Origin of the sequence: Pseudomonas sp. R-28-1W-6 (genome assembly GCF_009799925.1) — a bacterium.
In the GTDB taxonomy this organism is placed as follows: Bacteria; Pseudomonadota; Gammaproteobacteria; order Pseudomonadales; family Pseudomonadaceae; genus Aquipseudomonas.
The window spans coordinates 124,441-147,237 of record NZ_WELK01000005.1; the positions used below are offsets into that span (position 1 = coordinate 124,441).

A 22,797-nucleotide genomic window follows, 5' to 3' on the forward strand; every position below is an offset into this window, starting at 1 on the left:
CTGAGCGTTACCGGTGGCTAAGGGGCTGTGAAAGCGACAAGGGCCGCATCGGCGGCCCTTGTCTCTGCAGGCGCTGGCGGATCAGGCTGCGTCCTCGGCATCCTCGCCGCGTTCCAGCGCGACCTGGCGGATCGACAGGCGGATCTCCGCCGGCAGCACGCGCTTGGCCGCGCCCTCGGCCAGTTCGGCCAGTTGCGGGTGGTGGCTGAGCTTGCCGGCGCTGTCCTGGCGCAGCACGCCCTCGTCGAGCAGGGTCTGGATGAAGTGGCGGAACAGGCTCTTGTCGAAGAACTCCGGGGCATTCAGGCCATGCAGGATCGACAGGCGCTGGGCCATGACCACGCAGAGGTTCTCCAGCTCCTCGGCCGACAGCACGTTCTGCCCGGCGTTGCTCAGCAGGGCGGTGGCCATGTAGAAGCGCTGCAGGGTCTGCACGATGGCGCGGGCCAGCAGGGTGAGCAGGACGAACTGACGCGAGCTCGGTGCCGGGCGGATGTACACATCGTCTTCCTGACGCAGCAGGCCCTGTTCGACGAAGGCCGCCAGCCACTGGTCGACCACGCCTTCCAGCTCCTCGCGCGACCAGCGGATGAACAGCTCGGACTGCAGGTACGGATACAGCGCCGTGGTGTAGCGCAGGATCTGCTCGCGGCTCATCCGCGAGCTGCTCTGGAAGAAGCTCGCCAGCAGCGCCGGCAGGGCGAAGATGTGCAGTACGTTGTTGCGGTAGTAGGTCATCAGGACAGCATTCTGCTCGTCCAGGTAGAGGATCTTGCCCAGCGCGTCCTTCTGCTCGGCCAGCAGGTCCATGCTCTGCACGTAGCGGATCAGCGCGGCGCCGTCGCCTTCCGGCAGGGTCGCGTGGGGCGAGTAGGGCACCTGGCGCAGCAGGGCCAGGTACAGATCGAGCACCCGCACCAGGCTCTTCTCGTCCAGCGCCAGCTTGGCTGTCGAGAGCAGGGCCAGGCCGACCAGGTTGACCGGATTGACCGCCGCAGCCTCGTTGAGGTGCTGCGCCACGCGCTCGCCGAGGCGGTTGGTGGTGCTGTTCAGCCAGTCCGGGCGAAACTGCGGGCCATGGTCCTGGCTGCGCCAGTCCGGCTGCTCCGCATCGAGGAACTCGGCCAGCTTGATCGGCTCGCCGAAGTTGACCCAGACGCTGCCGAAGCGCTGTTTGCGGATGGCGCTGATGACCTTGAAGATGTCGAAAATCGACTCCTTCTTCTTCGCCGCGCCGCGCAGCTCGCCCAGGTAGGTGCGGCCTTCCAGCACGCGCTCGTAGCCGATATACACCGGCACGAACACCACCGGCAGGCGGCTGGAGCGCAGGAAGCTGCGCAGGGTGATGGCCAGCATGCCGGTCTTCGGCTGCAGCATGCGCCCGGTGCGCGAGCGGCCGCCTTCGACGAAGTACTCCACCGGGAAGCCGCGGCTGAACAGGGTGTGCAGGTATTCGTTGAACACCGCGGTGTACAGCGGGTTGCCCTTGAAGGTGCGGCGCATGAAGAAGGCGCCGCCGCGGCGCAGCAGGCCGCCGATCACCGGCATATTGAGGTTGATCCCGGCGGCGATATGCGGCGGCGTTAACCCATTCCTGAACAGCAGGTAGGACAACAGCAGGTAGTCGATGTGGCTGCGGTGGCAGGGCACATAGATCACCTCGTGGCCGTGGGCCACTTCACGCACGGCGTCGATATGGTTGACCTGGATGCCTTCGTACAGCTTGTTCCAGAACCAGCTGAGTACTAGTTCGAGGAAGCGGATGGCGGTGTAGGTGTAGTCCGAGGCGATCTCGTTGCCGTAGCGCAGGGCCTGGGCCTCGGCCTTGTCCAGGCTGATCTTCTCGCGCTCGACTTCGTCGAGGATCGCCTGGCGTACCTGCGGGCCGTGGATCAGGCCCTTGACCAGGTTGCGCCGGTGCGACACGTCGGGGCCGATCACCGCCGCCTTCTGATTGCGGAAGTGCACGCGCAGGATGCGCTGGGCCATGCGCTGGGTGCGCTGCAGGCCCTTGTCCTGGGCCAGCAGCTCGCGCAGGTGGATCGGCGCGGAGAACTGCACGCGGGTCTTGCGGCCGAGGATCAGGATGCTCACCAGCTTGCGCAGGCGCCCGGTGACCGCCCAGCTGTCGGCGAACAGCAGTTTCCACGGGCTGGTCTCGCGGTCCGGCGACTGGCCCCAGAACACGCTGACCGGGATGATTTGCGCGTCTTCTACCGCGTTGCGTTCGAGGGCGGCCAGGGTGCGTACCAGCGCCGGCGGCGCGCCGCGCTTGTCATGCCCGCCGAACCAGCCCGGCTCGGGGGTCAGGTAGAAGAACGCGGCGGGTTCGATCTGCTCGCCGATCGCTACCGGCAGCACCGGGCGTGGCAGGCCGGCCTTGCTGCATTCCGTGTCGACCACTGCCAGGTCGCTCGCCGAAGGCTGCTGCAGCACGTAGAACACCGGCTTGCTGCGGTCGAGCTTGAGAGTGAAGGCGGACTGGTTGATGGTTTCCGAGCGCACCCAGAGGTACAGCACACGGCGTAGGGCACCAAAAACGAGACGGCGGAAGGGCGAGCGGGTCATACGGACTCTGCGGGGCAATCAAGCGAGCATTTGCTCGGGGGCGCTAGTTTGCCGCATCACCCGCCCCGCGGCAAAACCGATATGGCGCCGGCAGGCGGGAAAAAACCGGCAACTTTTCGCGAACAATGCGGTCTTGCATTGCCGACGACCGACTCCTTATAGTCCGGCCGGCATTTATCGGGCCCGTTTCACGCGCGGCGTGGCGCGGCGGGCCTTTATCGCGATGGTGAGAGGCCATGATCGAAATAAGAAACCTGACCAAGCGTTTTGCGGGACACACGGCCGTCGACGGCCTGTCGTTCACTGTCCAGCAGGGGGAAGTGCTGGGCTTTCTCGGTCCCAACGGGGCCGGCAAATCCACCACCATGAAGATGTTGACCGGCTTCCTCGCGCCGACTTCCGGCACGGCGAGCATTCTCGGCTGCGACATCCAGCGCCAGACCCTCAAGGCCCAGCAGCAGATCGGCTACCTGCCGGAAGGCGCGCCGTGCTACGGCGACATGACGGTGCGTGGCTTCCTCGAATTCATCGCCGAGGTCCGCGGTTTCCGTGGCGCCGAGAAGAAGCAGCGGGTCAGCCGTGCGGTCGACCAGGTGGAGCTGGACAAGGTCCTCGGCCAGTCCATCGACACCCTGTCCAAGGGTTTCAAGCGCCGCGTCGGCCTGGCCCAGGCGATCCTGCATGACCCCAAGGTGCTGATCCTCGACGAGCCCACCGACGGCCTCGACCCGAACCAGAAGCACCAGGTGCGCGGGCTGATCCAGAGCCTGGCCCACGACAAGATCGTCATCATCTCCACCCATATCCTCGAAGAAGTCAGCGCCGTGTGCACCCGCGCCGTGGTGATCGCCTCCGGCAAGCTGGTTGCCGACGGCACGCCGCTGGAGCTGGAAAGCCGCTCGCGCTACCACCAGGCCGTCACCCTGGTCAGCCGCGGCGAGTTGGACCAGGCCGCGCTGGCCGCCCTGCCGGGCGTGGCCGGGGTCGAGGAGAATCGCAGCGAGCACAGCCTCACCGTGCTGGCCCAGCCGGGCCAGGTGATCTTCCCGCAGGTCAATGCGCTGATTCACCAGCGTGGCTGGCACGTGGAGGAGCTGGACGTGGAGCGCGGCCGCCTCGATGAAGTATTCCGCAGCCTGACCCGGGGAGAAGCGGCATGAAGCAGCTACCGGTGGTATTCAAACGCGAGCTGGCCAGCTACTTCGCCACCCCGCTGGCCTATGTGTTCATCCTGATCTTCCTGGTCCTGTCGGGGGTCTTCACCTTCTACCTGGGCGGTTTCTATGAGGGCGGTCAGGCCGACCTCAAGGCCTTCTTCGGCTTCCACCCCTGGCTCTACCTGTTCCTGGTGCCGGCTTTGGCCATGCGCCTGTGGGCCGAGGAGCGCAAGTCCGGCTCCATAGAGCTGCTGATGACCCTGCCGATCACCCGCTTCGACGCGGTCACCGGCAAGTTCCTCGCCGCCTGGGTGTTCGCCGGCATCGCCCTGCTGCTGACCTTCCCGATGGTGCTCACGGTCAACTACCTGGGTGAACCGGACAACGGCGCGATCGTCACCGCCTACCTGGGCAGCTGGCTGCTGGCCGGCTCCTACCTGGCCATCGGCTCGTGCATGTCGGCCCTGGCGAAGAACCAGGTGATCGCCTTCATCCTCGCCGTCAGCGCCTGCTTCCTGTTCATCGTCAGCGGTTTCCCCATGGTGCTGGATGCCTTCACCGGCTGGGCGCCGCAGTGGCTGCTGGATGCGGTGGCCTCGCTGAGCTTCCTGACCCGCTTCGACGCGATCAGCAAGGGCGTGATCGACCTGCGCGACCTGCTCTATTTCATCACCCTGATGGCCGCCTGGCTTGCCGCCACCGCCATCGTGGTCGATCTGAAGAAGGCTGACTGAAGATGAAAAAACTGATGTATTCCGGCGCCGGCCTGCTGCTGATCGCCGCGGCCTTCCTGGCGTTCAACCTGTTCGCCGGGCTGACCCTGAACAACGCCCGTCTCGACCTGACCGAGCAGAAGCTCTACACCATCTCCGCCGGCACCGAGCAGATCCTCGGCGAGCTGAAGGAGCCGATCGACCTGTACTTCTTCTACTCCGACAAGTCGGCCCGCGACCTGGCCGTGCTGCGCAATTACGCCACCCGCGTGCAGGAGCTGCTCAAGGCCTACGAGCGCGCGGCCAAGGGCAAGATCACCCTGCACGTGGTCGACCCTGAGCCGTTCTCCGAGGACGAGGACAAGGCCGCCAGCTTCGGCCTGCAGGCCGTGCCGGCGAACCAGGACGGCGCGCAGATCTACTTCGGCCTGGCCGGCACCAATGGCCAGGATGGCAAGCAGATCATCCCGTTCTTCCCGCTGGACCAGGAAGAGCTGCTCGAATACCAGGTCAGCCAGCTGGTGCAGACCCTGGCTACCCCGCAGCGCCCGGTGGTCGGCGTGCTGTCCGGGCTGCAGATCAACGGCGGCTTCGACATGGCCAGCCGGCAGCCGACGGCGCCCTGGATGGTGATGGAGGAAGTGCGCCAGCTGTTCCAGATCGAGAGCCTGAAGATCGGCGTCGACCAGATCCCGGAGAAGGTCTCGGTGCTGTTGCTGGTGCACCCCAAGCAGCTGCCGGAGCAGACCCTGTACGCCATCGACCAGTTCGTCCTGCGCGGCGGCAAGCTGATGGTGTTCGTCGACCCCTACAGCGAGGCCGACACCGGCATGCCGATGCTGCCGGGCGATGGCGCCGAGAAGTCCTCGGATCTCGAGCCGCTGTTCAAGGCCTGGGGCCTGCGCCTGCAGCCGGGCAAGGTACTCGGTGACGGTTCCTACGCCATGGCCGTGGGCATGGGCCAGGGCCAGCGCCCGGTGCGCCATGCCGGCTGGCTGGGCCTGCAGGCCCGGGCGCTGAACCAGGACGATGTGAGTACCGCTGGCCTGGAAAGCATCAACGTCGCCACCAGCGGCATCCTCGAACCGCTCGAAGGCGCCAAGACCCAGTTTGTGCCGCTGCTGCAGAGCTCGGAATACGCCATGCCGTTCGATGCCGCGCGTTTCGCCATGCTGAATAACCCGGAAGAGCTGCTGCGCGATCTGCAGCCGACCGGCGAGCGCTATGCCATCGCCGCGCGCATCAGCGGTCCGGTGCAGAGCGCCTACCCGAACGGCATCGAAGGGCGCAAGGACGGCCTCAAGGCGGCGGACAACATCAACGTCATCGCCGTGGCCGACACCGACCTGCTGAGCGACCGCATGTGGGTGCAGGTGCAGGACTTCTTCGGCCAGCGCGTGCCGCAGCCGTTCGCCGACAACGCCGGTTTCGCCATCAATGCCCTGGACAACCTGTCCGGCTCGGACGCGCTGATCAGCGTGCGTTCGCGCGGCCGCTTCAGCCGCCCGTTCGAGGTGGTCGAGGCGCTGCAACGCGAGGCCGAGGCGCAGTTCCGGGTCAAGGAAGAAGACCTGCAGAAGCGCCTGGGCGAGACCGAGCAGAAACTCGCTGCCCTGCAGCAGAACCAGGACCCGAGCAAGGCCATGGAACTGACCCCGGAACAGCAGGCCACCGTGCAGCAGTTCCTCGCCGAGAAGGTGCGCATCCGCAAGGAACTGCGCGAGGTGCGCTTCCAGCTCAACTCGAAGATCGAGGAACTGGGGCGCACCCTGAAGTTCGTCAACATTGCCTTGGTGCCGCTGCTGCTGACCCTCGGCGTGCTGGCCCTGTGGCTGTGGCGTCGGCGCAAGGCCGCCTGAGAGACCGTTAGGGGCTCGTGAGCCAGGCGCCTCGCCGGCTCACGTACTAACCACGCCATGTTCGCCTAGGCCCTGTAAGGCACCTGCCGGTGCGCGCGGTGCTCCCTACAGAATTGCCAGGCGGGCCTGTTGATCGGAGCCGCAACAGTACTGGCGGCTGGCGAAAAAGCTGACCGATCCGCTCGCCGCGGTGCCGGTTTAAATGGCTGCAGGCCACGCCGCGCGTGGCTTGCGGGCTGTTTTAAAAAGTCCTTGGCAGCCTCTTAAGTTGTTTTATACTCGCGAAGCGGTCGCATTAGGAACGCCATTCGCGTGGCCCTGGCCCTGCTTGTCGGGCCGGAGCTGCGCGTAGCCGAGGGACGTTCTTGCTGAACCGTCGAGGCCCATGCGGGCAATAAAAACAATGAGAGTCGAGGGAAGTGGCAATGGCTGATCGTGAGACCGGAACCGTCAAGTGGTTCAATGATTCCAAGGGCTATGGCTTCATTCAGCGGGGCAGCGGCCCGGACGTGTTCGTCCACTACCGCGCCATCCGCGGAGAGGGGCATCGCTCGCTGGTCGAGGGCCAGCAGGTCGAGTTTTCCGTGATCCAGGGGCAGAAGGGCCTGCAGGCGGAAGACGTCTCCCAGCTCTGATCCAGGCCACTCGCCGCATGCAAAAGGCCCGTCAATGACGGGCCTTCTGTTTTCCGGGCGGCGACTCAGTCGGTGCGCCAGATGATCTCTTCCTCGCCGTCGGCGCTGATGCGGATCCAGCGGTCGGCGGTCTCGATGCTTTCCTCCTCGTCCCAGCCGCCGGGTGCGCAGCGCACTTCCACGTTGAGCGCGGCGAAGGCGGCGCGGGCGCAGGCCAGGTCGTCGTCCCAGGGTGTGGCGTCGCTTTCCAGATACAGGCTGTGCCACTTGCCCACCGCCTTCGGCAGCCAGGTCACCGGCACGTCGCCGGCGCGGCACTTGAAGGTCTGGCCCTGCTGGTGCCATTCGCTGACCGGGCCGATGGCCTGGCCCAGCCAGGCGGCGATGGCCTTGTGATCGGCGTCCTTGAGGTAGATCTCGATATCGGGTTGGCGCATGAGGGTGTCCCTAGAGTTTCTCGATCCAATCGTAGCGAATGGCGACGGTAACTTCGAAGTCTTCGGCAATCACCGCCGCGCGGCGTTCGGCGCTGGCGCGCCAGCCGTGCGGGGTCATGGCCAGCAGGTCGGCGCGGGCCTGGCTGCTGGTCAGGTTCAGGGCAAAGCGCAGGGTTTCGCTGTGGGCCAGGCGCATGCCCGGCGGAATCAGGCCGAGGTGCTTCTGCTCGTCATAGTCGCGCACCTCGTCGTACAGCTTCTGCCGCAGCTGCATCAGGTGCTCGGCGGTCGGCCCCATGCGCAGCAGGCCGCCGCCGGGAGCGAGCAGGCGCAGCGCTTCCTGCCAGTCGAGCGGGCTGAACACGCTGGCCAGCAGGTTGCAGCTGGCATCCGCCAGGGGCACGCGGGCCATGCTCGCCACCAGCCAGGTCAGTTGAGGCGCACGTTTGCAGGCCCGTTTGACCGCCTCGCGGGAGATGTCCAGGGCATAGCCGTCGGCGTCAGGCAGCAACTCGGCGAGCTGGGCGGTGTAGTAGCCCTCGCCGCAGCCGATATCCAGCCAGCGCTGTGGGGCGCGCTCGGCGGCCAGTTCGGCCAGGCGCCGGGCCAGCGGCGCGTAGTGGCCGCCATCGAGGAAGCGTCGACGGGCCTCGACCATGGCGGCGTTGTCGCCCGGGTCGCGGCTGTTCTTATGCTGTACCGGCAGCAGATTCAGGTAACCCTGGCGCGCACGATCGAAGCGGTGGTTGGCCGGGCAGGCCACGCCGTTGTCGACGAGGCTCAGCGCCTGCTGGCAGATCGGGCAGGTCAGACTCATGCGAGCAGATTGACCAGGGTTTGATAGTAGATTTCGGTCAGCACATCCAGGTCGCTGGCCAGCACGCGCTCGTCGATCTGGTGGATGGTGGCGTTGACCGGGCCCAACTCGACCACCTGGGTACCCAAGGTGGCGATGAAGCGTCCGTCCGAGGTGCCGCCGGAGGTGGAGGGCGTGGTTTCGCGGCCGGTGACGCTCTTGATGCTGGCGGCCACAGCGTCGAGCAGGTCGCCCGGCTGGGTGAGGAACGGCAGGCCGGACAGCGCCCAGTCCAGCTCGTAGTCCAGGCCGTGCTTGTCGAGGATGGCGCGCACGCGCTGCTGCAGGCCTTCGACGGTGGATTCAGTGGAGAAGCGGAAGTTGAACACCGCTTTCAGCTCACCGGGAATCACGTTGGTGGCGCCGGTGCCGGAGTTGAGGTTGGAGACCTGGAAGCTGGTCGGCGGGAAGTAGGCGTTGCCGTTGTCCCAGTGCTCGGCGGCCAGCTCGGCCAGGGCCGGCGCGGCCAGGTGGATGGGGTTGCGGGCCAGGTGCGGGTAGGCCACGTGGCCCTGCTTGCCGCGCACGGTGAGGGTGCAGCCGAGCGAGCCGCGGCGGCCGTTCTTGACCACGTCACCGACCAGGGTGGTGCTCGACGGTTCGCCGACGATGCACCAGTCCAGGCGCTCGCCGCGTTCGCGCAGGCGTTCGACCACGGCCTTGGTGCCGTGGTGGGCCGGGCCTTCCTCGTCGCTGGTGATTAGGAAGGTGATCGCGCCCTTGTGCTTCGGGTGGTCGGCGACGAAGCGCTCGACGGCGATGATCATCGACGCCAGGCTGCCCTTCATGTCCGCCGCTCCGCGGCCGCAGAGCATGCCCTGGGCGTCGATCAGCGCATCGAACGGCTGGTGCTGCCAGGACTGCAGCGGGCCGGTCGGCACCACGTCGGTATGCCCGGCGAAGCACAGCACCGGGCCGTCACCACCGCGGCGGGCCCAGAAGTTGTCCACCTCCTCGATGCGCATCGGCTCCAGCGCGAAGCCGGCGGCGGCCAGGCGGCGCATCATCAGCTCCTGGCAGCCTTCGTCGACCGGGGTCACGGACGGGCGGCGGATCAGGTCGCAGGCAAGCTCGAGGGTGGGGGAGAGGGCGGTCATGGATAACACTCAAGGCGCGGAAAAGGCGCATATCTTAAAGCAAAACGGCGGCCCAAGGCCGCCGTTTCGACAGGCAGAAACGACTCAGACCGGGGCCGTGGCCTCGTCCTCGCTCGCTTCCACCGGCTTGGGCAGGGACGACAGCAGAGCCATGATCAGCGCGGCCAGGTACGGCAGCGACTGCACCAGGAGCATGGCCACCCAGAACTTTACGTCGGCGCTGGGCAGGCCCTGGACGATGCCGATGCCCAGTGCCGCGCCCCACAGCAGGAGCATGATGAACACTTCCTCGCGGGCCTCGGCCAGGGCCACCAGGATGCCGTGGTTGCTGGCCATCTTCGGCGTGCGGAAGAACGGGATGGTCTTGGTGAACGCCCCGTACAGCACGGCCTTGGCGATGGTGTGCGACAGCGCCAGGCCGGCGATGGCCGCCTGGAACGAGCGCACCAGATCGACACCCACCGCGCGGCGGTAGAGGAACAGGATCTTGCCGAACTTGAAGAAGAACAGCGCCAGCGGCGGGATGGCGAAGATCATCAGCGGCGGGTCGACCCGCTGCGGCACGATGATCATGGCCGCCGACCAGAGCAGGGCGCCGATGGTGAAGAAGATGTTCAGGCCATCGGCGACCCACGGCAGCCAGCCGGCGATGAAGTGGTAGCGCTGGCCCGGCTGTAGCTCGGAGCCCTTGCCGAGGAACAGGCTGCGCGCATGGCCCTTCATGATCTGGATGGCGCCATAGGCCCAGCGGAAACGCTGTTTCTTGTAGTCGATGAAGGTGTCCGGCATCAGCCCCTGGCCGAAGCTCTGGTGGGCGTAGGCGGCGGCGTAGCCCTTCTCGAACACGCGCAGGCCGAGCTCGGCGTCCTCGCAGATGGTCCAGTCGGCCCACTGCAGCTCGTCCATCACCGTGCGGCGGATCATGGTCATGGTGCCGTGCTGGATGATCGCGTTGCGGTCGTTGCGGGTGACCATGCCGATGTGGAAGAAGCCCTTGTACTCGGCGTAGCAGAGCTTCTTGAAGGTGCTTTCGTTGCCGTCGCGGTAGTCCTGCGGCGACTGCACCACGGCGATCTTCGGGTCGGCGAAGTGCGGCACCATGTGCTTGAGCCAGTTCTTGTCGACGCAGTAGTCGGAGTCGATCACCGCCACCACTTCGGCATCCGGTGCGGTGTGCGGCAGGATGTAGTTCAGCGCGCCGCCCTTGAAGCCGTGCAGCGGCGCCACGTGGAAGAAGCGGAAGCGCGGGCCGAGCTGCTCGCAGTAGGCCTGCACCGGCTCCCACACGGCCGGGTCCTTGGTGTTGTTGTCGATGATCAGGACTTCGTAGTCCGGATAGTCGAGGGCGGCCAGGGCGTCGAGGGTCTGTTTGACCATCTCCGGCGGCTCGTTGTAGCAGGGCACGTGGATCGACACCTTGGGCCGGTAGGCGGTGTCGGTCAGCACCGGCAGGAACGGCCGGCGGCGGGTGCGGGTCCAGGCGGTCTCGGCCAGCTCGTGGGCCTCGGTGATCAGCACGATGAACACGCCGAAGGCGCCGATGCCCAGCAGCAGGCCGACTATGGTGCTGAACCAGGTGCTGTACTGCTGGCTGTAGTCGTAGCCGATCCACACCAGCACCGAGCCGCCGGCGAAGGCGACGAAGGTCAGGAAGGTGCGCCCGCGCTGGCGCAGGGCGCTGCCGTCGATCAGCATCAGGGCCAGGGTCAGCAGGGCCAGGACCACCGAGGCGATGGCCAGCAGGCGCCATTGCGGAATGGCCACCACCGGGCCTTCGAAGGCGAACTTGGCCTGGCGGTCGAGGTTGTACACGCCCCAGTAGGCGCCCACCGAGCCTTCGTCGCTGGCCTTCCACGGCTGGTCGAAGGCCTCGATGACGAAGTAGTTGTAGCCCTTGGCGTTCAGCGCGTTGACCAGGGTGCGCAGGTAGATGGCCTGGTCCGCCTGGGAGGCGTCGGCGCCGCCACGCATGCGGCCGTTGCTCGGCCAGCCCACTTCGGAGAGCAGCAGGGGTTTCTTCGGGAACAGCTTCTTAAGGTCCTTGGCGCGTTCGAGGACGAACTCGGTGGAGTCCTCCATCGGCACGAACTCCCAGTAGGGCAGCACGTGGGCAGCGATCAGATCGGTGTGCTTGGCCAGCTCGGGGTATTCCTGCCAGATGTGCCACTGCTCGGAGGTGGTCACCGGCACCTTGACCGCGGCGCGCACCCGGTCGAGGTAGGCGATCAGGTTCTCCGGGGTCACTTCGCGGCGGAACAGGGCTTCGTTGCCGACCACCACGCGAACCACGCTGCGCGAGTCGTTGGCGATCTCGATGGCCTTGGCGATCTCCCGTTCGTTGCGTTCCAGATCGGGGCTGATCCAGATGCCGAGGGTCACGCGCAGGCCGAACTCTTCGGCCAGGTAGGGGATCTTGGCCAGCTCGCCATCCACCGAATAGGTGCGGATGTTGTCGGTCTGGCTGCTCAGCAGTTCGAGGTCTGCGCGGATCTGCGCATCGCTCGGGTAGGTGTTCTGCTGGGGATTCTGCCCGGCACGGAAGGGCGAGAAGGAATAGCCGGAGATCTGCTCGGGCCAGTCCGGTGCGCTGACCGGGCGGTTGTAGAGTGCCCAGATGCCAGTGAACAGGGCGGCGACCGCCACGAAGACTGCCAGATTGAGTCCGAATTTACGCGTTGGCATAGCTGTTTTCAGGTTCCGCAGGGTGGAACAGGGGAGTTTCCGGCGAACGCCGGTCGGCGCGCATGCTACTCCGCCGCCTGTTACCTGTATAGCATCGGCCGGGCCCGCTGTTGGCGGGGCTTTGCCGTTGGGCAACAGCCGTCCGGAAATATTCGCCGGGCACGGCGCGCACCGCACTCGCACAGCGTTGCGGCGCAGGTGAGTCTGGCGCCCGGGGCCCTTATAATGCCGGCCGGTTTGCGAGGGTGGTGGCATGGCTACAGATGATCAGCGTTTCGGCGGAATTGCCCGGCTCTACGGCCTGGAGGGGCTGCAGCGCCTGCAGGCGGCGCATGTGGCCGTGGTCGGCATCGGCGGTGTGGGCTCCTGGGCGGCCGAGGCGCTGGCGCGCTCGGGGGTGGGCGAGATTTCCCTGTTCGACCTGGACGACGTCTGCATCACCAACACCAACCGCCAGGTACATGCCCTGACTGGCGCGGTGGGCAAGGCAAAGGTCGAGGTGATGGCCGAGCGCATCCGCGCCATCAACCCGGCCTGCGTGGTGCATGCGGTGGCCGATTTCGTCACTCGCGAGACCATGGCCGAGTACATCACCGAGGAACTGGATGCGGTGATCGACTGCATCGACAGCGTGGCGGCCAAGGCGGCGCTGATCTCCTGGTGCAAGCGGCGCAAGATCCAGATCGTCGCCACCGGGGGCGCCGGCGGCCAGGTCGACCCGACCAAGATCGAGATCGCCGACCTGAACAAGACGGTCAACGACCCGCTGATCGCCAAGGTGCGCTCGCTGCTGCGCCGCGACTACAACTTCTCGCGCACCCCGGGGCGCACCTACAGCATCACCTGCGTCTACTCGCGCGAGCAGCTGCGCTACCCGTTGCCCGACGGCAGCGTGTGCCTGAGCAAGGTCATGCCGGGCGACGGCACGCGCCTGGACTGCGCCGGCGGCTTCGGTTCGGCGATGATGGTGACCGCCAGCTTCGGCATGGTCGCCGCGGCGAAAATCATCGACAAGCTGGTGGCCGGGGCCCGGCGCCCGGCGGAACGGGCGGGCAAACCGGCCTGACCCGCGGTTTTTCTGCCGCGCGGGGCGGCGCCAGGCCCTATAATCGCCGCTTGCCCGCCTGCCGGATTCCCCGCGCCCAGCCCGCCGATGTCGGCTGCGGCCTGAACGAGATGCTCCCATGATCAACAACGATGTGCTGCGCAGCCTGCGCTACCTGCTGGATGTCAGCGACGCCAAGCTGGTGGAAATCTGCCAGCTGGCCGACTACCCACTGGCCGAGGCCGATGTGGCGGCCTTCCTGCTCAAGGATGACGAAGAGGGCTACGCGCCGTGCAGCGACGAGGTGCTGGCGCATTTCCTCGATGGCCTGGTGTTCTTCAAGCGCGGCAAGGACGACAGCCGCCCGGCCTTGCCGGTGGAGAAGCGCCTGACCAACAACACCATCCTGAAGAAGCTGCGCGTGGCCTTCGAGCTGAAGGACGACGACATGCACGCCATCCTCCAGGCCGCCGACCTGCCGATGACCAAGGCCGAGCTCAGCGCGCTGTTCCGCAAGCCGGGACACAAGAACTTCCGCCTGTGCGGCGACCAGGTGCTGCGCAACTTCCTCCGTGGCCTGACCCAGCGCCAGCGCGGCTGAGGCGCGGTAGGGTGGATGACGCCGTGTTCATCCACCATTAACAGGCCGTTGAAAAACTACCTGCGTTGCCGATACTGCGTTAAAAACGGCCTCAAAATGCTCATTTACACTAGGTAAACTGCGTTTTTCGGTCGTTATCGCCTTGTCTCGGCTGCCTCGCCAACATTTTTCAACGGCCTGTTAGCCCGCTTGGTGGATCGATGAAGCGCGATCCAGCCTACTTCTGGGTCAGCTCGCGCATGCGCTGCAGCACGGCGTTGAGGCCGTTGCTGCGCGACGGTGACAGTTGCCGGGCCAGGCCCAGCTGGTTGAACCAGTCGGCCAGGTCGACGCCCTGCAGTTCGCCGCCGTCCAGGCCATTGACCCGCGCCAGCAGCACGGCCAGCAGGCCGCGGATGAGGCGGGCGTCGCTGGCGGCGCGGAACTGCCAGTGGCCGTCGCTACAGGCGCCGACCAGCCAGACCTGGCTGTCGCAACCGTGCACGCGGTGGCTTTCCTGCCGTTCCTCCTCGCTCAGCGCCGCCAGGCGTTCGCCCCACTGCATCAGCAGGCGCGCGCGCTGTTCCCAGCCGGGGCACTGACCGAAGGCGTCCAGCGCTTCGCGGGCGGCGGCGGGCAGGCTCATCGCAACAGCTCCAGGCTTTTGTCCAGGGCAGAGAACAGCCGTTCCAGGTCCTCGCCGTCGTTGTACAGGCCCAGGGACACGCGGATCGCCCCGGGCAGGCCGAGGCTTTTCAGCAGCGGCATGGCGCAGTGATGGCCGGCGCGCACGGCGATGCCCTGCTCGCTGAGCAGGTGCGCGAGGTCGGCGCTGTGCACGCCGTCCACCACGAAACTGGCCAGGGCCACCTGGGGCGCGCCGAGCAGGCGCACGCCTTCGCGCGCGTTCAGGCCGGCCAGCAGCTTGGCGTGCAGGGCGGCCTCATGGCCGGCGACGGCGGCGCCATCCAGGCCGGCCAGGTAGGTGAGGCTCGCGCCCAGGGCGATGACGCTGGAAATCGCCGGGGTGCCGGCCTCGAAGCCCAGCGGAGCGGGGCGGAAGCGCGCGTGCCGGTAGTCGGCCTCCAGCACCATTTCCCCGCCGAACTGCCAGTGGCGCAGCTGCGCCAGGGCCTCCCGGTGGCCGTAGAGCAGGCCGACGCCGTCCGGGCCGTACAGCTTGTGGCTGGAGCAGGCGTAGAAGTCGCAGCCCAGCGCCTGCACGTCATGCCGGCCATGCACCACGCCCTGGGCGCCGTCGACCACCGTCAGCGCGCCCTGTGCCTGGGCCAGGGCGATCAGCTCGCGCACGGGCTGCCAGCAGCCCAGCACATTGGACAGCTGCGACACCGCCAGCAGGCGGGTGCGCGGGCCGATCAGCGTGGCGGCCTGGGCCAGGTCGATCCGTCCGTCGCGGTCGAGGGGCAGCACCACCAGCTTGAGCCCACGGCGCAGGGCCAGTTGCTGCCAGGGCAGCAGGTTGGCGTGGTGCTCCAGGGCGCTGATGGCGATTTCGTCGCCGGCGGCGAACCGATGCTCCAGGCCATAGGCCAGCAGGTTGAGGGCTTCGCTGGTGCCGTGGGTGAAGACGATCTCTTCGCTACTGGCCGCATTCAGCCAGTGCGCCGCCAGGCTGCGGCTGGCCTCGAAGGCGCGGGTGGCGCGCTCGCCCGGCTGGTGCTGGGCGCGGTGCACGTTGGCGGCGCCGCCGGCGTAGTAGCCCAGCAGGCTGTCGAGCATGGCCTGCGGCTTCTGCGCGGTGGCGGCGCTGTCCAGGTAGGTCTGGCCTGCGCCGTCGAGGGCCAGGATGCCGGGGAAATCGGCGCGCCAGGGGGAAATCAGTGACATGGGCTTCGGCACCGCAGAAATGTCCGCTGAGTATAAATAGACAGGCCGGGCATGGGCCCGGCCTGTTCACCGCGACACGCGCTTAGTTATGTGCGTGCAGGGCTTCGTTGAGCTCGATCGCGGTCTTGTTGGTCTTGCACTCCACCGCGCCGGTCTGCGAGTTGCGGCGGAACAGCAGGTCCGCCTGGCCGGCCAGTTCGCGGGCCTTGATCACCTTGACCAGGTTGTTCTGCTCGTCGAGCAGGGCGACCTTGGTGCCGGCGGTGATGTACAGGCCGGATTCCACGGTGCTGCGGTCGCCCAGCGGGATGCCGATGCCGGCGTTGGCGCCGATCAGGCAGCCTTCGCCGACGCTGATGATGATGTTGCCGCCGCCGGACAGGGTGCCCATGGTCGAGCAGCCGCCACCGAGGTCAGAGCCCTTGCCGACGAACACGCCGGCGGAGACGCGGCCTTCGATCATGCCCGGGCCGGCGGTGCCGGCGTTGAAGTTGACGAAGCCTTCGTGCATCACCGTGGTGCCTTCGCCGATGTAGGCGCCCAGGCGCACGCGGGCGCTGTCGGCGATGCGCACGCCGGCCGGCACCACGTAGTCGGTCATTTTCGGGAACTTGTCCACCGAGAACACTTCCAGCAGCTCGCCCTTCAGGCGCGCTTCCAGCTGCAGTTCGGCCAGCTCGGCCAGGTCCACGGCGCCCTGGCTGGTCCAGGCCACGTTGGGCAGCAGCGGGAAGATGCCGGTCAGGTTGAGGCCGTGCGGCTTGACCAGGCGGTGCGACAGCAGGTGCAGCTTGAGGTAGGCCTCGGGCGTGCTGCTCAGGGCGATGTCGGCATCGAGGAAGGTCGCCACCAGCGGCTTGTGGCTCTCGGCCAGGCGGGTGAGCAGGGCGGCCTGGGCGGCGTCGATGCCTTTCAGGCTTTCGGCCAGTTCGGCGGCCTGCTGGGTGGTGAAGGCGATGGCCTGGTTGCCGCCGGTGTAGCCGAGCTTCTGCGCGACCTTGTCGGAGAGGGCCGCGGCCGGGTGCAGCAGCGGCTGGGCGTAGAAGACTTCCAGCCAGTTGCCCTGGCGGTTCTGGGTGCCGACACCGAAGGCGATGCTGAACAGTTGGGTAGACATGGCAATTCCTCTTGCTGAATCAGGTTGGGACAGGCCGGCGCACAAGCAGCCAGGCGAATTCGGGGGTGGATCAGGCCAGGGCGGCGGCGTACAGCTCGGGCTTGAAGCCGACCAGGGTCTTGCCGCCCAGGTCGAGGACCGGGCGCTTGATCATCGACGGCTGGGCCAGCATCAGTTCGATGGCGCGGGCCTGGTCGAGATCGTTCTTCTGTGCCTCGTCGAGCTTGCGAAAGGTGGTGCCGGCACGGTTGAGGACGGTTTCCCAGCCGTGTTCGGCACACCATTGCTGCAGGCTGGCGCGGTCGATGGCGGCGGTCTTGTAGTCATGGAAGCCGTAGCTCACGCCGTGCTCGTCGAGCCAGGTGCGCGCCTTCTTCATGGTGTCGCAGGCCTTGATGCCGTAAAGGGTGATGCTCATGCGGGCTGTCCTTGAAGGTAGGCGCGGATGCGCTCGGCGGCCTCCACGCACTCGGCCAGTGGCGCGACCAGGGCCAGGCGCACGCGGCCGGCGCCGGGGTTCTCGCCGGCCACTTCGCGCGACAGGTAGGAGCCGGGCACCACGGTCACGTGCTGCTGGGCGAACAGCTCGCGGGTGAAGTTCTGGTCGTCGCCCGGGGTCCTGGCCCACAGGTAGAAGCCGCCGTCGGGGCGCTGCACGTCCAGCACCGGGCCGAGGATGTCGAGCATGGCGGCGAACTTCTCGCGGTACAGGTCGCGGTTGGCGCGCACGTGGGCCTCGTCGTTCCAGGCGGCGACGCTGGCCAGCTGGGTCTGCACCGGCATGGCGCAGCCGTGGTAGGTACGGTACAGCAGGAAGGATTTCAGGATGTCGGCGTCGCCGGCGACGAAACCGGAGCGCAGCCCCGGCAGGTTGGAGCGCTTGGACAGGCTGTGGAATACCACGCAGCGCGCAAAATCGCTGCGGCCCAGCTCCGCACAGGCGGTCAGCAGGCCTGGTGGCGGGTTGTCTTCGTCGAAATACAGCTCGCTGTAGCACTCGTCGGCGGCGATGACGAAATCGAATTTGTCGGCCAGGGCGATCAGCTTCTTCAGGGTTTCCAGCGGGATCAGCGCACCGGTGGGGTTGCCCGGCGAGCACAGGAAGAGGATCTGGCAGCGCTGCCAGACGTCGTCGCTGACCGCGTCGAAATCCGGGTTGAAGCCATGTTCCTGCAGGCACGGCAGGTAGTGCGGGGTGGCGCCGGCGAGCAGGGCCGCACCTTCATAGATCTGGTAGAAGGGGTTGGGGCTGACCACCAGGCCCTTGCTCTCGCGGTTCACCACGGCCTGGGTGAAGGCGAACAGCGCCTCGCGGGTGCCGTTGACCGGCAGCACGTGGCGGGCGGCATCCAGCCAGCCGCCGGGCACGCCGAAGCGGCGCTCGCACCAGGCGGCGATGGCTTCGCGCAGCGCCGGGATGCCCAGGGTGGTCGGGTACACGGCCAGCTGGTCGAGGTTGTCCGCAAGGGCCCGGGCGACGAAGTCCGGCGACTTGTGCTTGGGTTCGCCGATGGACAGGGCGATCGGGCGCTTGTCGGCCGGCGGCTGGGCGCCGGCCAGCAGGGCGCGCAGTTTCTCGAAGGGGTAGGGCTGCAGTTGGGTCAGGGCGTGGTTCATAACGTCTCTTGGTCGCGTGCGGGCCGGGCGGCGCTGGGCCCGGCCGGGTTCATATGCTGATCGAGCCGAGGCCGACGGTTTCCCCATTGGCCTGCGACAGCTGCTGGACGATGGCGTCCTGCAGGCGCGCGCACAGCTCGGGGTCGGACAGCGGCTGGTTGTGGGCGTCGGTGATGAAGAACACGTCTTCCACCCGCTCGCCGAGGGTGGCGATCTTGGCGTTCTGCAGGGACAGGTCGAAATCCAGGAAGATCTTGCCGATCCGCGCCAGCAGGCCGGGGCGATCCGGCGCGGTGATATCGAGCACGGTCACCGGGCGCTGGGCATCGTTGTGGATGGTCACCTGCGGGGCGAAGGCGAAGTGCTTGAGCTGGCGCGGCACGCGGCGCTGGATGATCGCCGGGTACTCGTCCGGGTTCTTCAGCGCTTCGACCAGGCCGTCGCGGATCTGCTTGATGCGTGCCGGGCTGTCGCCGATGCGCCCGCCGTCGGCATCCAGGACGATGTAGGTGTCCAGGGTGAACTGGCTGGTGGAGGTGATCACCCGCGCATCGTGGATGTTCAGGTTGAGCTGGTCCATGGCGGCCACGGTCACGGCGAAGAAGTCGTGCTGGTCCGGGGCGTAGATGAAGATCTGGGTGGCGCCCTCGAACTCGCGCTGGGCGGTTTCCCTGATCAGCACCAGCGGGTCCTTGCCGGCCGGATGCTGGAGGATCGCCTCGGTGTGCCAGGCCACGTCGGCGGCGGTATGGCGCAGGAAGTAGTCGTCGCCCAGTTGCGACCAGAGCTGCTCGGCGTCGTCCTGGTCGGTACCGCCGCGCACCAGGATGTCGATGGCCGAACTCTGGGTCTGGCGGATCTGCTCCTCGCGGTCCAGTGGGTTTTCCAGGCCGCGGCGCAGGGCACGCTTGGTCTCGGTGTAGAGCTGGCGCAGCAGGCTGGCGCGCCAGGAGTTCCACAGGCTGGGGTTGGTGGCGTTGATGTCGGCCACGGTCAGCACGTAGAGGTAGTCCAGGCGGGTCTGGTCGCCGACCTGCCGGGCGAAGTCGAAGATCACCTGCGGGTCGGACAGGTCCTTGCGCTGGGCGGTGGTCGACATCACCAGGTGGTTCTGCACCAGCCAGACGATCAGCCGGCTGTCCCAGTTCGGCAGTTGGTGGCGGGCGCAGAAGGCTTCGGCATCCACCGCGCCGAGTTCGGAGTGGTCGCCGCCACGGCCCTTGCCGATGTCGTGGTAGAGCCCGGCCAGGTAGATCAGCTCCGGCTTGGGCAGCTTGTCGATCAGCTTGCTGGCCAGCGGGAATTTCTCCGCCAGCTCCGGGCGCTTGAGTTTGCGCAGGTGCTTGATCAGGTTGAGGGTGTGTGCATCGACCGTATAGATGTGGAACAGGTCGTGCTGCATCTGCCCGACTATATGGCCGAACTCCGGCAGGTAGCGGCCGAGAATGCCGTAGCGGTTCATCCGCCGCAGATTGCGGTGGATGCCCTGGGTCGACTTGAACAGCTCGATGAACAGGCTGGTGTTGCGGATGTCGCGGCGGAAGTCGTCGTCGATCAGGTGCCGACTGTCGCGCAGCAGGCGGATGGTGTCAGCGCGCACGCCCTTGATCTCGGGATGCTGGGCCATCAGCACGAAGACTTCGAGGATGGCGAACGGGGTGCGCTTGAACACCTTGGCATGGGTGACTTCGAGGTAGCCGTCGCGCAGCTGGAAGCGGCTGTTCAGCGGCAGCGCCGGGCCCAGCTCGCCGGCGCGCAGGATCACTTCCTCGAAGTGCTGGTTGATCAGGTCGCTGAGTTCGGCGACGCCCATCACCACCCGGTAGTACTTCTGCATGAAGTTTTCCACCGCCAGCTTGCCGTCGCCGTCCTCGAAGCCGAGCAGGGCGGCGATCTTGCCCTGGTGGTCGAACAGCAGGCGGTCTTCGGCGCGCCCGGCCAGCATGTGCAGGGCGTAGCGCACCTTCCACAGGAACTCCTGGCTGGAGGCGAGCATGCCGTACTCGCTGTCGACCAGGAAACCCTGCTGCACCAGTGAGTGCAGGTTGAGGCTGCCGAACTGGCGGCGCGCCACCCAGAGGATGGTCTGGATGTCGCGCAGGCCGCCGGGGGAGCCCTTCACATTGGGCTCCAGGTTGTACTCGGTGTCGTTGTACTTGGCGTGGCGCGCCTGTTGTTCCTTGCGCTTGGCCAGGAAGAAGTGCTTGCTCGGCCACATGCACTCGGCGCTGGTGACCTCCTGCATGCGCAGGCGCAGGCGCTCGGGACCGGCGATGGTGCGGCTTTCCATCAGGTTGGTGATCACCGTCAGGTCGGCGCGCGCCTCTTCGGCGCATTCATCCACCGAACGCACGCTCTGCCCGACTTCCAGGCCGATGTCCCAGAGCAGGGTGAGGAAGCCTTCGATGGGGCTGCGGAAGACTTCGTGGTCGGCGCTGTCGAGCAGGATCAGCAGGTCGATGTCGGAGTTGGGGTGCAGCTCGCCGCGGCCGTAGCCGCCGACCGCCAGCAGGGCGATGTCGGCGTCTTCGCTCCAGTCGAAGCGATCCCAGGCGCAGCGCAGGATCTGGTCGACGAACCAGGCGCGGTCCTCGATCAGGCGGCGAATGTCGCGGCCTTCGCGAAAGCGCCCGTCGAGCACCTCGCGCGCCTGCTTGAGGGCCTTCTTGAACGCGGCGATGGGGCTGGACTTGAGCGCCAGTTCGGCCTGGAACTGGCCGCGATCAAACAACTCCGGATCCATCTGCGGCATGCGGCCTACCTTCTATATGCTCAGGCTGAGGTGCGCGCGATGGTGTCGTCGCTGCGCAGGGTGAGGATCTCGTAGCCGTCTTCGGTGACCAGCACGGTGTGCTCCCACTGCGCGGACAGCTTGCGGTCCTTGGTGATGGCGGTCCAGCCATCGCCGAGTAGGCGGGTTTCCGGGCGACCCTGGTTGATCATCGGTTCGATGGTGAAGGTCATGCCCGCCTTGAGTTCCATGCCGGTGCCGGCGCGGCCGTAGTGCAGAACCTGCGGCTCTTCGTGGAACACCGCGCCGATGCCGTGCCCGCAGTATTCGCGGACCACGGAGAAGCCGTGCTTCTCGGCGTGCTTCTGGATCACTTCGCCGATGTCGCCCAGGCGTGCGCCCGGCTTGACCAGGGCGATGCCCTTGTACATCGACTCCTGGGTGACCTGGGCCAGCTTGACCGCCCACTCGGCGACCTTGCCGACCATGAACATCTTGCTGGTGTCGCCGTGGTAGCCGTCCTTGATCACGGTGACGTCGATATTCAGCACGTCGCCGTCCTTCAGCGGCTTGTCGTTGGGGATGCCGTGGCAGACCACGTGGTTGAGCGAGGTGCAGATCGACTTGGGGAAGCCCGGGCGGCCGGGAGCTGCGCCATAGTTGAGCGGTGCCGGGATGGCCTTCTGCACGTTGACGATATAGTCGTGGCAGATGCGGTCGATCTCTTCGGTGGTGACGCCGGGCTTGACGTGTTCGCCGATCATTTCCAGCACTTCGGCGGCCAAGCGGCCGGCGATGCGCATTTTTTCGATTTCTTCCGGCGACTTGATGGTAACGGTCATATGGGCTCTCGGGCGCAGGCAGGACAAGGGCGCATGTTAACAGCTTCGGGCTGCAAGCCATAAGCGCCATGCGCGCGGCGAGTCGAGGCGGGTAGCTTGTGGCGCCGTTCTGTGATATAAAATGCGCCGCTTTACGGGCTGTGGGCTCGTGAAGCTTTAATCCGCACACGTATCGACACGTTATCCTGGGTGCCTGCAAGGGTTGGATAGCGGGATGCGTGGAGGCCTAACCCGACTTATCAAGGAACTATCATGTCCCAAGTCAATATGCGCGATATGCTGAAGGCCGGTGTGCACTTCGGCCACCAGACCCGTTACTGGAACCCGAAAATGGGCAAGTTCATTTTCGGCGCGCGCAACAAGATCCACATCATCAACCTGGAAAAAACCCTGCCGATGTTCAACGAGGCTCTGTCCTTCGTTGAGAAGCTGGCTGCGGGCAAGAACAAGATTCTGTTCGTGGGCACCAAGCGTTCCGCCGGCAAGATCGTGGCTGACGAAGCCGCACGTTGCGGTTCGCCGTACGTCGATCATCGCTGGTTGGGCGGCATGCTCACCAACTACAAGACCATCCGTGCCTCGATCAAGCGCCTGCGCGAACTGGAAGTCCAATCCCAGGACGGTACCTTCGCCAAGCTGACCAAGAAAGAAGCCCTGATGCGCACCCGTGATCTGGAAAAACTGGATCGCAGCCTGGGCGGTATCAAGGACATGGGCGGTCTGCCGGACGCCCTGTTCGTGATCGACGTCGACCACGAGCGCATTGCTATCACCGAAGCCAACAAACTGGGCATCCCGGTCATCGGCATCGTCGATACCAACAGCAGCCCGGAAGGCGTTGACTACATCATCCCGGGTAACGACGACGCCATCCGCGCCATCCAGCTGTACATGGGTGCCATGGCCGACGCCGTGATCCGTGGTCGCAACAATGCTGCCGGCGGCGCCGACGAGTTCGTCGAAGAAGCTTCCTCCGAGGCCAGCGAAGGCTGATAGCGGGCGACCGAGGTCAC

The 22,797-nt window shown here is 66.4% G+C and carries 19 protein-coding genes; 7 read left to right on the forward strand and 12 right to left on the reverse strand.

The window, feature by feature from the left end:
- Positions 1–81: 81 nt before the first annotated feature.
- Positions 82–2,568, reverse strand: coding sequence for a glycerol-3-phosphate 1-O-acyltransferase PlsB (gene plsB, locus F3I62_RS12420; RefSeq protein ID WP_160489947.1), 2,487 nt, complete (start codon positions 2,566–2,568; stop codon positions 82–84).
- A 236-nt stretch (positions 2,569–2,804) separates the two neighbouring features.
- Here plsB and F3I62_RS12425 point away from each other — a divergent pair, with 236 nt between their 5' ends.
- The 4 genes from F3I62_RS12425 to F3I62_RS12440 all read left to right on the forward strand — a co-directional run bounded on the left by F3I62_RS12425 (position 2,805) and on the right by F3I62_RS12440 (position 6,932).
- Positions 2,805–3,728 carry an ABC transporter ATP-binding protein gene (locus F3I62_RS12425; protein ID WP_160489948.1) on the forward strand — a complete coding sequence of 308 codons (924 nt, stop codon included), beginning with the start codon at positions 2,805–2,807 and terminating at the stop codon, positions 3,726–3,728.
- The gene (locus F3I62_RS12430; protein WP_160489949.1) at positions 3,725–4,459 is read left to right on the forward strand and encodes an ABC transporter permease; all 735 of its coding nucleotides are present in this window, start codon (positions 3,725–3,727) and stop codon (positions 4,457–4,459) included. The genes F3I62_RS12425 and F3I62_RS12430 overlap by 4 nt, the downstream gene beginning before the upstream one ends.
- 2 nt (positions 4,460–4,461) lie before the next feature.
- The gene (locus F3I62_RS12435; protein WP_160489950.1) at positions 4,462–6,297 is read left to right on the forward strand and encodes a Gldg family protein; all 1,836 of its coding nucleotides are present in this window, start codon (positions 4,462–4,464) and stop codon (positions 6,295–6,297) included.
- Between the two features lie 425 nt (positions 6,298–6,722).
- The gene (locus F3I62_RS12440) at positions 6,723–6,932 is read left to right on the forward strand and encodes a cold-shock protein (RefSeq protein WP_160078711.1); all 210 of its coding nucleotides are present in this window, start codon (positions 6,723–6,725) and stop codon (positions 6,930–6,932) included.
- Between the two features lie 65 nt (positions 6,933–6,997).
- Here the strand turns inward: F3I62_RS12440 and F3I62_RS12445 are convergent, their stop codons facing one another.
- From F3I62_RS12445 to F3I62_RS12460, 4 genes are all read right to left on the reverse strand, one after another.
- Positions 6,998–7,369, reverse strand: coding sequence for a hypothetical protein (locus F3I62_RS12445; protein ID WP_160489951.1), 372 nt, complete (start codon positions 7,367–7,369; stop codon positions 6,998–7,000).
- A 10-nt stretch (positions 7,370–7,379) separates the two neighbouring features.
- On the reverse strand, positions 7,380–8,186 hold the full coding sequence (locus tag F3I62_RS12450) for a putative RNA methyltransferase (RefSeq protein ID WP_160489952.1): 807 nt from the start codon (positions 8,184–8,186) through the stop codon (positions 7,380–7,382).
- Complete coding sequence (gene dapE, locus F3I62_RS12455) at positions 8,183–9,322, reverse strand: succinyl-diaminopimelate desuccinylase (protein ID WP_160489953.1); 1,140 nt, start codon at positions 9,320–9,322, stop codon at positions 8,183–8,185. The genes F3I62_RS12450 and dapE overlap by 4 nt, the downstream gene beginning before the upstream one ends.
- A gap of 84 nt (positions 9,323–9,406) precedes the next feature.
- The gene (locus F3I62_RS12460) at positions 9,407–12,004 is read right to left on the reverse strand and encodes a glycosyltransferase (protein WP_160489954.1); all 2,598 of its coding nucleotides are present in this window, start codon (positions 12,002–12,004) and stop codon (positions 9,407–9,409) included.
- A gap of 253 nt (positions 12,005–12,257) precedes the next feature.
- Between F3I62_RS12460 and tcdA the strand changes: the two genes are divergently transcribed.
- A complete protein-coding gene (tcdA, locus tag F3I62_RS12465) occupies positions 12,258–13,070 on the forward strand; it encodes a tRNA cyclic N6-threonylcarbamoyladenosine(37) synthase TcdA (RefSeq protein WP_160489955.1) in 813 nt (270 codons plus the stop codon).
- 118 nt (positions 13,071–13,188) lie between these two features.
- Positions 13,189–13,650: a DUF1456 family protein gene (locus F3I62_RS12470; protein WP_160078717.1), complete on the forward strand. Its 462-nt coding sequence runs from the start codon at positions 13,189–13,191 to the stop codon at positions 13,648–13,650.
- Positions 13,651–13,867: 217 nt separating this feature from the next.
- Here F3I62_RS12470 and F3I62_RS12475 read toward each other — a convergent pair whose 3' ends face one another.
- From F3I62_RS12475 to map, 7 genes are all read right to left on the reverse strand, one after another.
- Positions 13,868–14,275: a SufE family protein gene (locus F3I62_RS12475; protein WP_160489956.1), complete on the reverse strand. Its 408-nt coding sequence runs from the start codon at positions 14,273–14,275 to the stop codon at positions 13,868–13,870.
- The gene (locus tag F3I62_RS12480; RefSeq protein WP_160489957.1) at positions 14,272–15,477 is read right to left on the reverse strand and encodes an aminotransferase class V-fold PLP-dependent enzyme; all 1,206 of its coding nucleotides are present in this window, start codon (positions 15,475–15,477) and stop codon (positions 14,272–14,274) included. The genes F3I62_RS12475 and F3I62_RS12480 overlap by 4 nt, the downstream gene beginning before the upstream one ends.
- Before the next feature lie 82 nt (positions 15,478–15,559).
- Positions 15,560–16,594 (reverse strand): 2,3,4,5-tetrahydropyridine-2,6-dicarboxylate N-succinyltransferase, encoded by a 1,035-nt coding sequence (gene dapD, locus F3I62_RS12485; protein ID WP_160489958.1) that lies wholly within the window; start codon positions 16,592–16,594, stop codon positions 15,560–15,562.
- Positions 16,595–16,664: 70 nt separating this feature from the next.
- The gene (locus tag F3I62_RS12490; RefSeq protein ID WP_160489959.1) at positions 16,665–17,012 is read right to left on the reverse strand and encodes an ArsC family reductase; all 348 of its coding nucleotides are present in this window, start codon (positions 17,010–17,012) and stop codon (positions 16,665–16,667) included.
- Entirely contained in the window at positions 17,009–18,211 is a 1,203-nt protein-coding gene (dapC, locus tag F3I62_RS12495) for a succinyldiaminopimelate transaminase (protein ID WP_160489960.1), read from the reverse strand. Before dapC ends, F3I62_RS12490 begins: the two co-directional genes overlap by 4 nt.
- A gap of 49 nt (positions 18,212–18,260) precedes the next feature.
- Positions 18,261–20,963 (reverse strand): [protein-PII] uridylyltransferase, encoded by a 2,703-nt coding sequence (locus F3I62_RS12500; protein WP_160489961.1) that lies wholly within the window; start codon positions 20,961–20,963, stop codon positions 18,261–18,263.
- A 20-nt stretch (positions 20,964–20,983) separates the two neighbouring features.
- Entirely contained in the window at positions 20,984–21,784 is an 801-nt protein-coding gene (gene map, locus F3I62_RS12505; RefSeq protein WP_160489962.1) for a type I methionyl aminopeptidase, read from the reverse strand.
- Between the two features lie 252 nt (positions 21,785–22,036).
- Between map and rpsB the strand changes: the two genes are divergently transcribed.
- Positions 22,037–22,777: a 30S ribosomal protein S2 gene (rpsB, locus tag F3I62_RS12510; protein WP_160489963.1), complete on the forward strand. Its 741-nt coding sequence runs from the start codon at positions 22,037–22,039 to the stop codon at positions 22,775–22,777.
- The last annotated feature ends 20 nt before the right edge of the window (positions 22,778–22,797 follow it).

Bases quoted from the DNA above. Each gene is read 5' to 3' on its own strand.
- F3I62_RS12470 (WP_160078717.1), top strand. From the start codon at position 13,189: ATGATCAACAACGATGTGCTGCGCAGCCTGCGCTACCTGCTGGATGTC.
- F3I62_RS12460 (WP_160489954.1), bottom strand. From the start codon at position 12,004: ATGCCAACGCGTAAATTCGGACTCAATCTGGCAGTCTTCGTGGCGGTC.
- F3I62_RS12425 (WP_160489948.1), top strand. From the start codon at position 2,805: ATGATCGAAATAAGAAACCTGACCAAGCGTTTTGCGGGACACACGGCC.
- F3I62_RS12445 (WP_160489951.1), bottom strand. From the start codon at position 7,369: ATGCGCCAACCCGATATCGAGATCTACCTCAAGGACGCCGATCACAAG.
- dapD (WP_160489958.1), bottom strand. From the start codon at position 16,594: ATGTCTACCCAACTGTTCAGCATCGCCTTCGGTGTCGGCACCCAGAAC.
- F3I62_RS12440 (WP_160078711.1), top strand. From the start codon at position 6,723: ATGGCTGATCGTGAGACCGGAACCGTCAAGTGGTTCAATGATTCCAAG.
- dapC (WP_160489960.1), bottom strand. From the start codon at position 18,211: ATGAACCACGCCCTGACCCAACTGCAGCCCTACCCCTTCGAGAAACTG.
- F3I62_RS12480 (WP_160489957.1), bottom strand. From the start codon at position 15,477: ATGTCACTGATTTCCCCCTGGCGCGCCGATTTCCCCGGCATCCTGGCC.
- F3I62_RS12450 (WP_160489952.1), bottom strand. From the start codon at position 8,186: ATGAGTCTGACCTGCCCGATCTGCCAGCAGGCGCTGAGCCTCGTCGAC.
- dapE (WP_160489953.1), bottom strand. From the start codon at position 9,322: ATGACCGCCCTCTCCCCCACCCTCGAGCTTGCCTGCGACCTGATCCGC.
- tcdA (WP_160489955.1), top strand. From the start codon at position 12,258: ATGGCTACAGATGATCAGCGTTTCGGCGGAATTGCCCGGCTCTACGGC.
- F3I62_RS12430 (WP_160489949.1), top strand. From the start codon at position 3,725: ATGAAGCAGCTACCGGTGGTATTCAAACGCGAGCTGGCCAGCTACTTC.
- plsB (WP_160489947.1), bottom strand. From the start codon at position 2,568: ATGACCCGCTCGCCCTTCCGCCGTCTCGTTTTTGGTGCCCTACGCCGT.
- F3I62_RS12490 (WP_160489959.1), bottom strand. From the start codon at position 17,012: ATGAGCATCACCCTTTACGGCATCAAGGCCTGCGACACCATGAAGAAG.
- F3I62_RS12435 (WP_160489950.1), top strand. From the start codon at position 4,462: ATGAAAAAACTGATGTATTCCGGCGCCGGCCTGCTGCTGATCGCCGCG.
- F3I62_RS12475 (WP_160489956.1), bottom strand. From the start codon at position 14,275: ATGAGCCTGCCCGCCGCCGCCCGCGAAGCGCTGGACGCCTTCGGTCAG.
- map (WP_160489962.1), bottom strand. From the start codon at position 21,784: ATGACCGTTACCATCAAGTCGCCGGAAGAAATCGAAAAAATGCGCATC.
- F3I62_RS12500 (WP_160489961.1), bottom strand. From the start codon at position 20,963: ATGCCGCAGATGGATCCGGAGTTGTTTGATCGCGGCCAGTTCCAGGCC.
- rpsB (WP_160489963.1), top strand. From the start codon at position 22,037: ATGTCCCAAGTCAATATGCGCGATATGCTGAAGGCCGGTGTGCACTTC.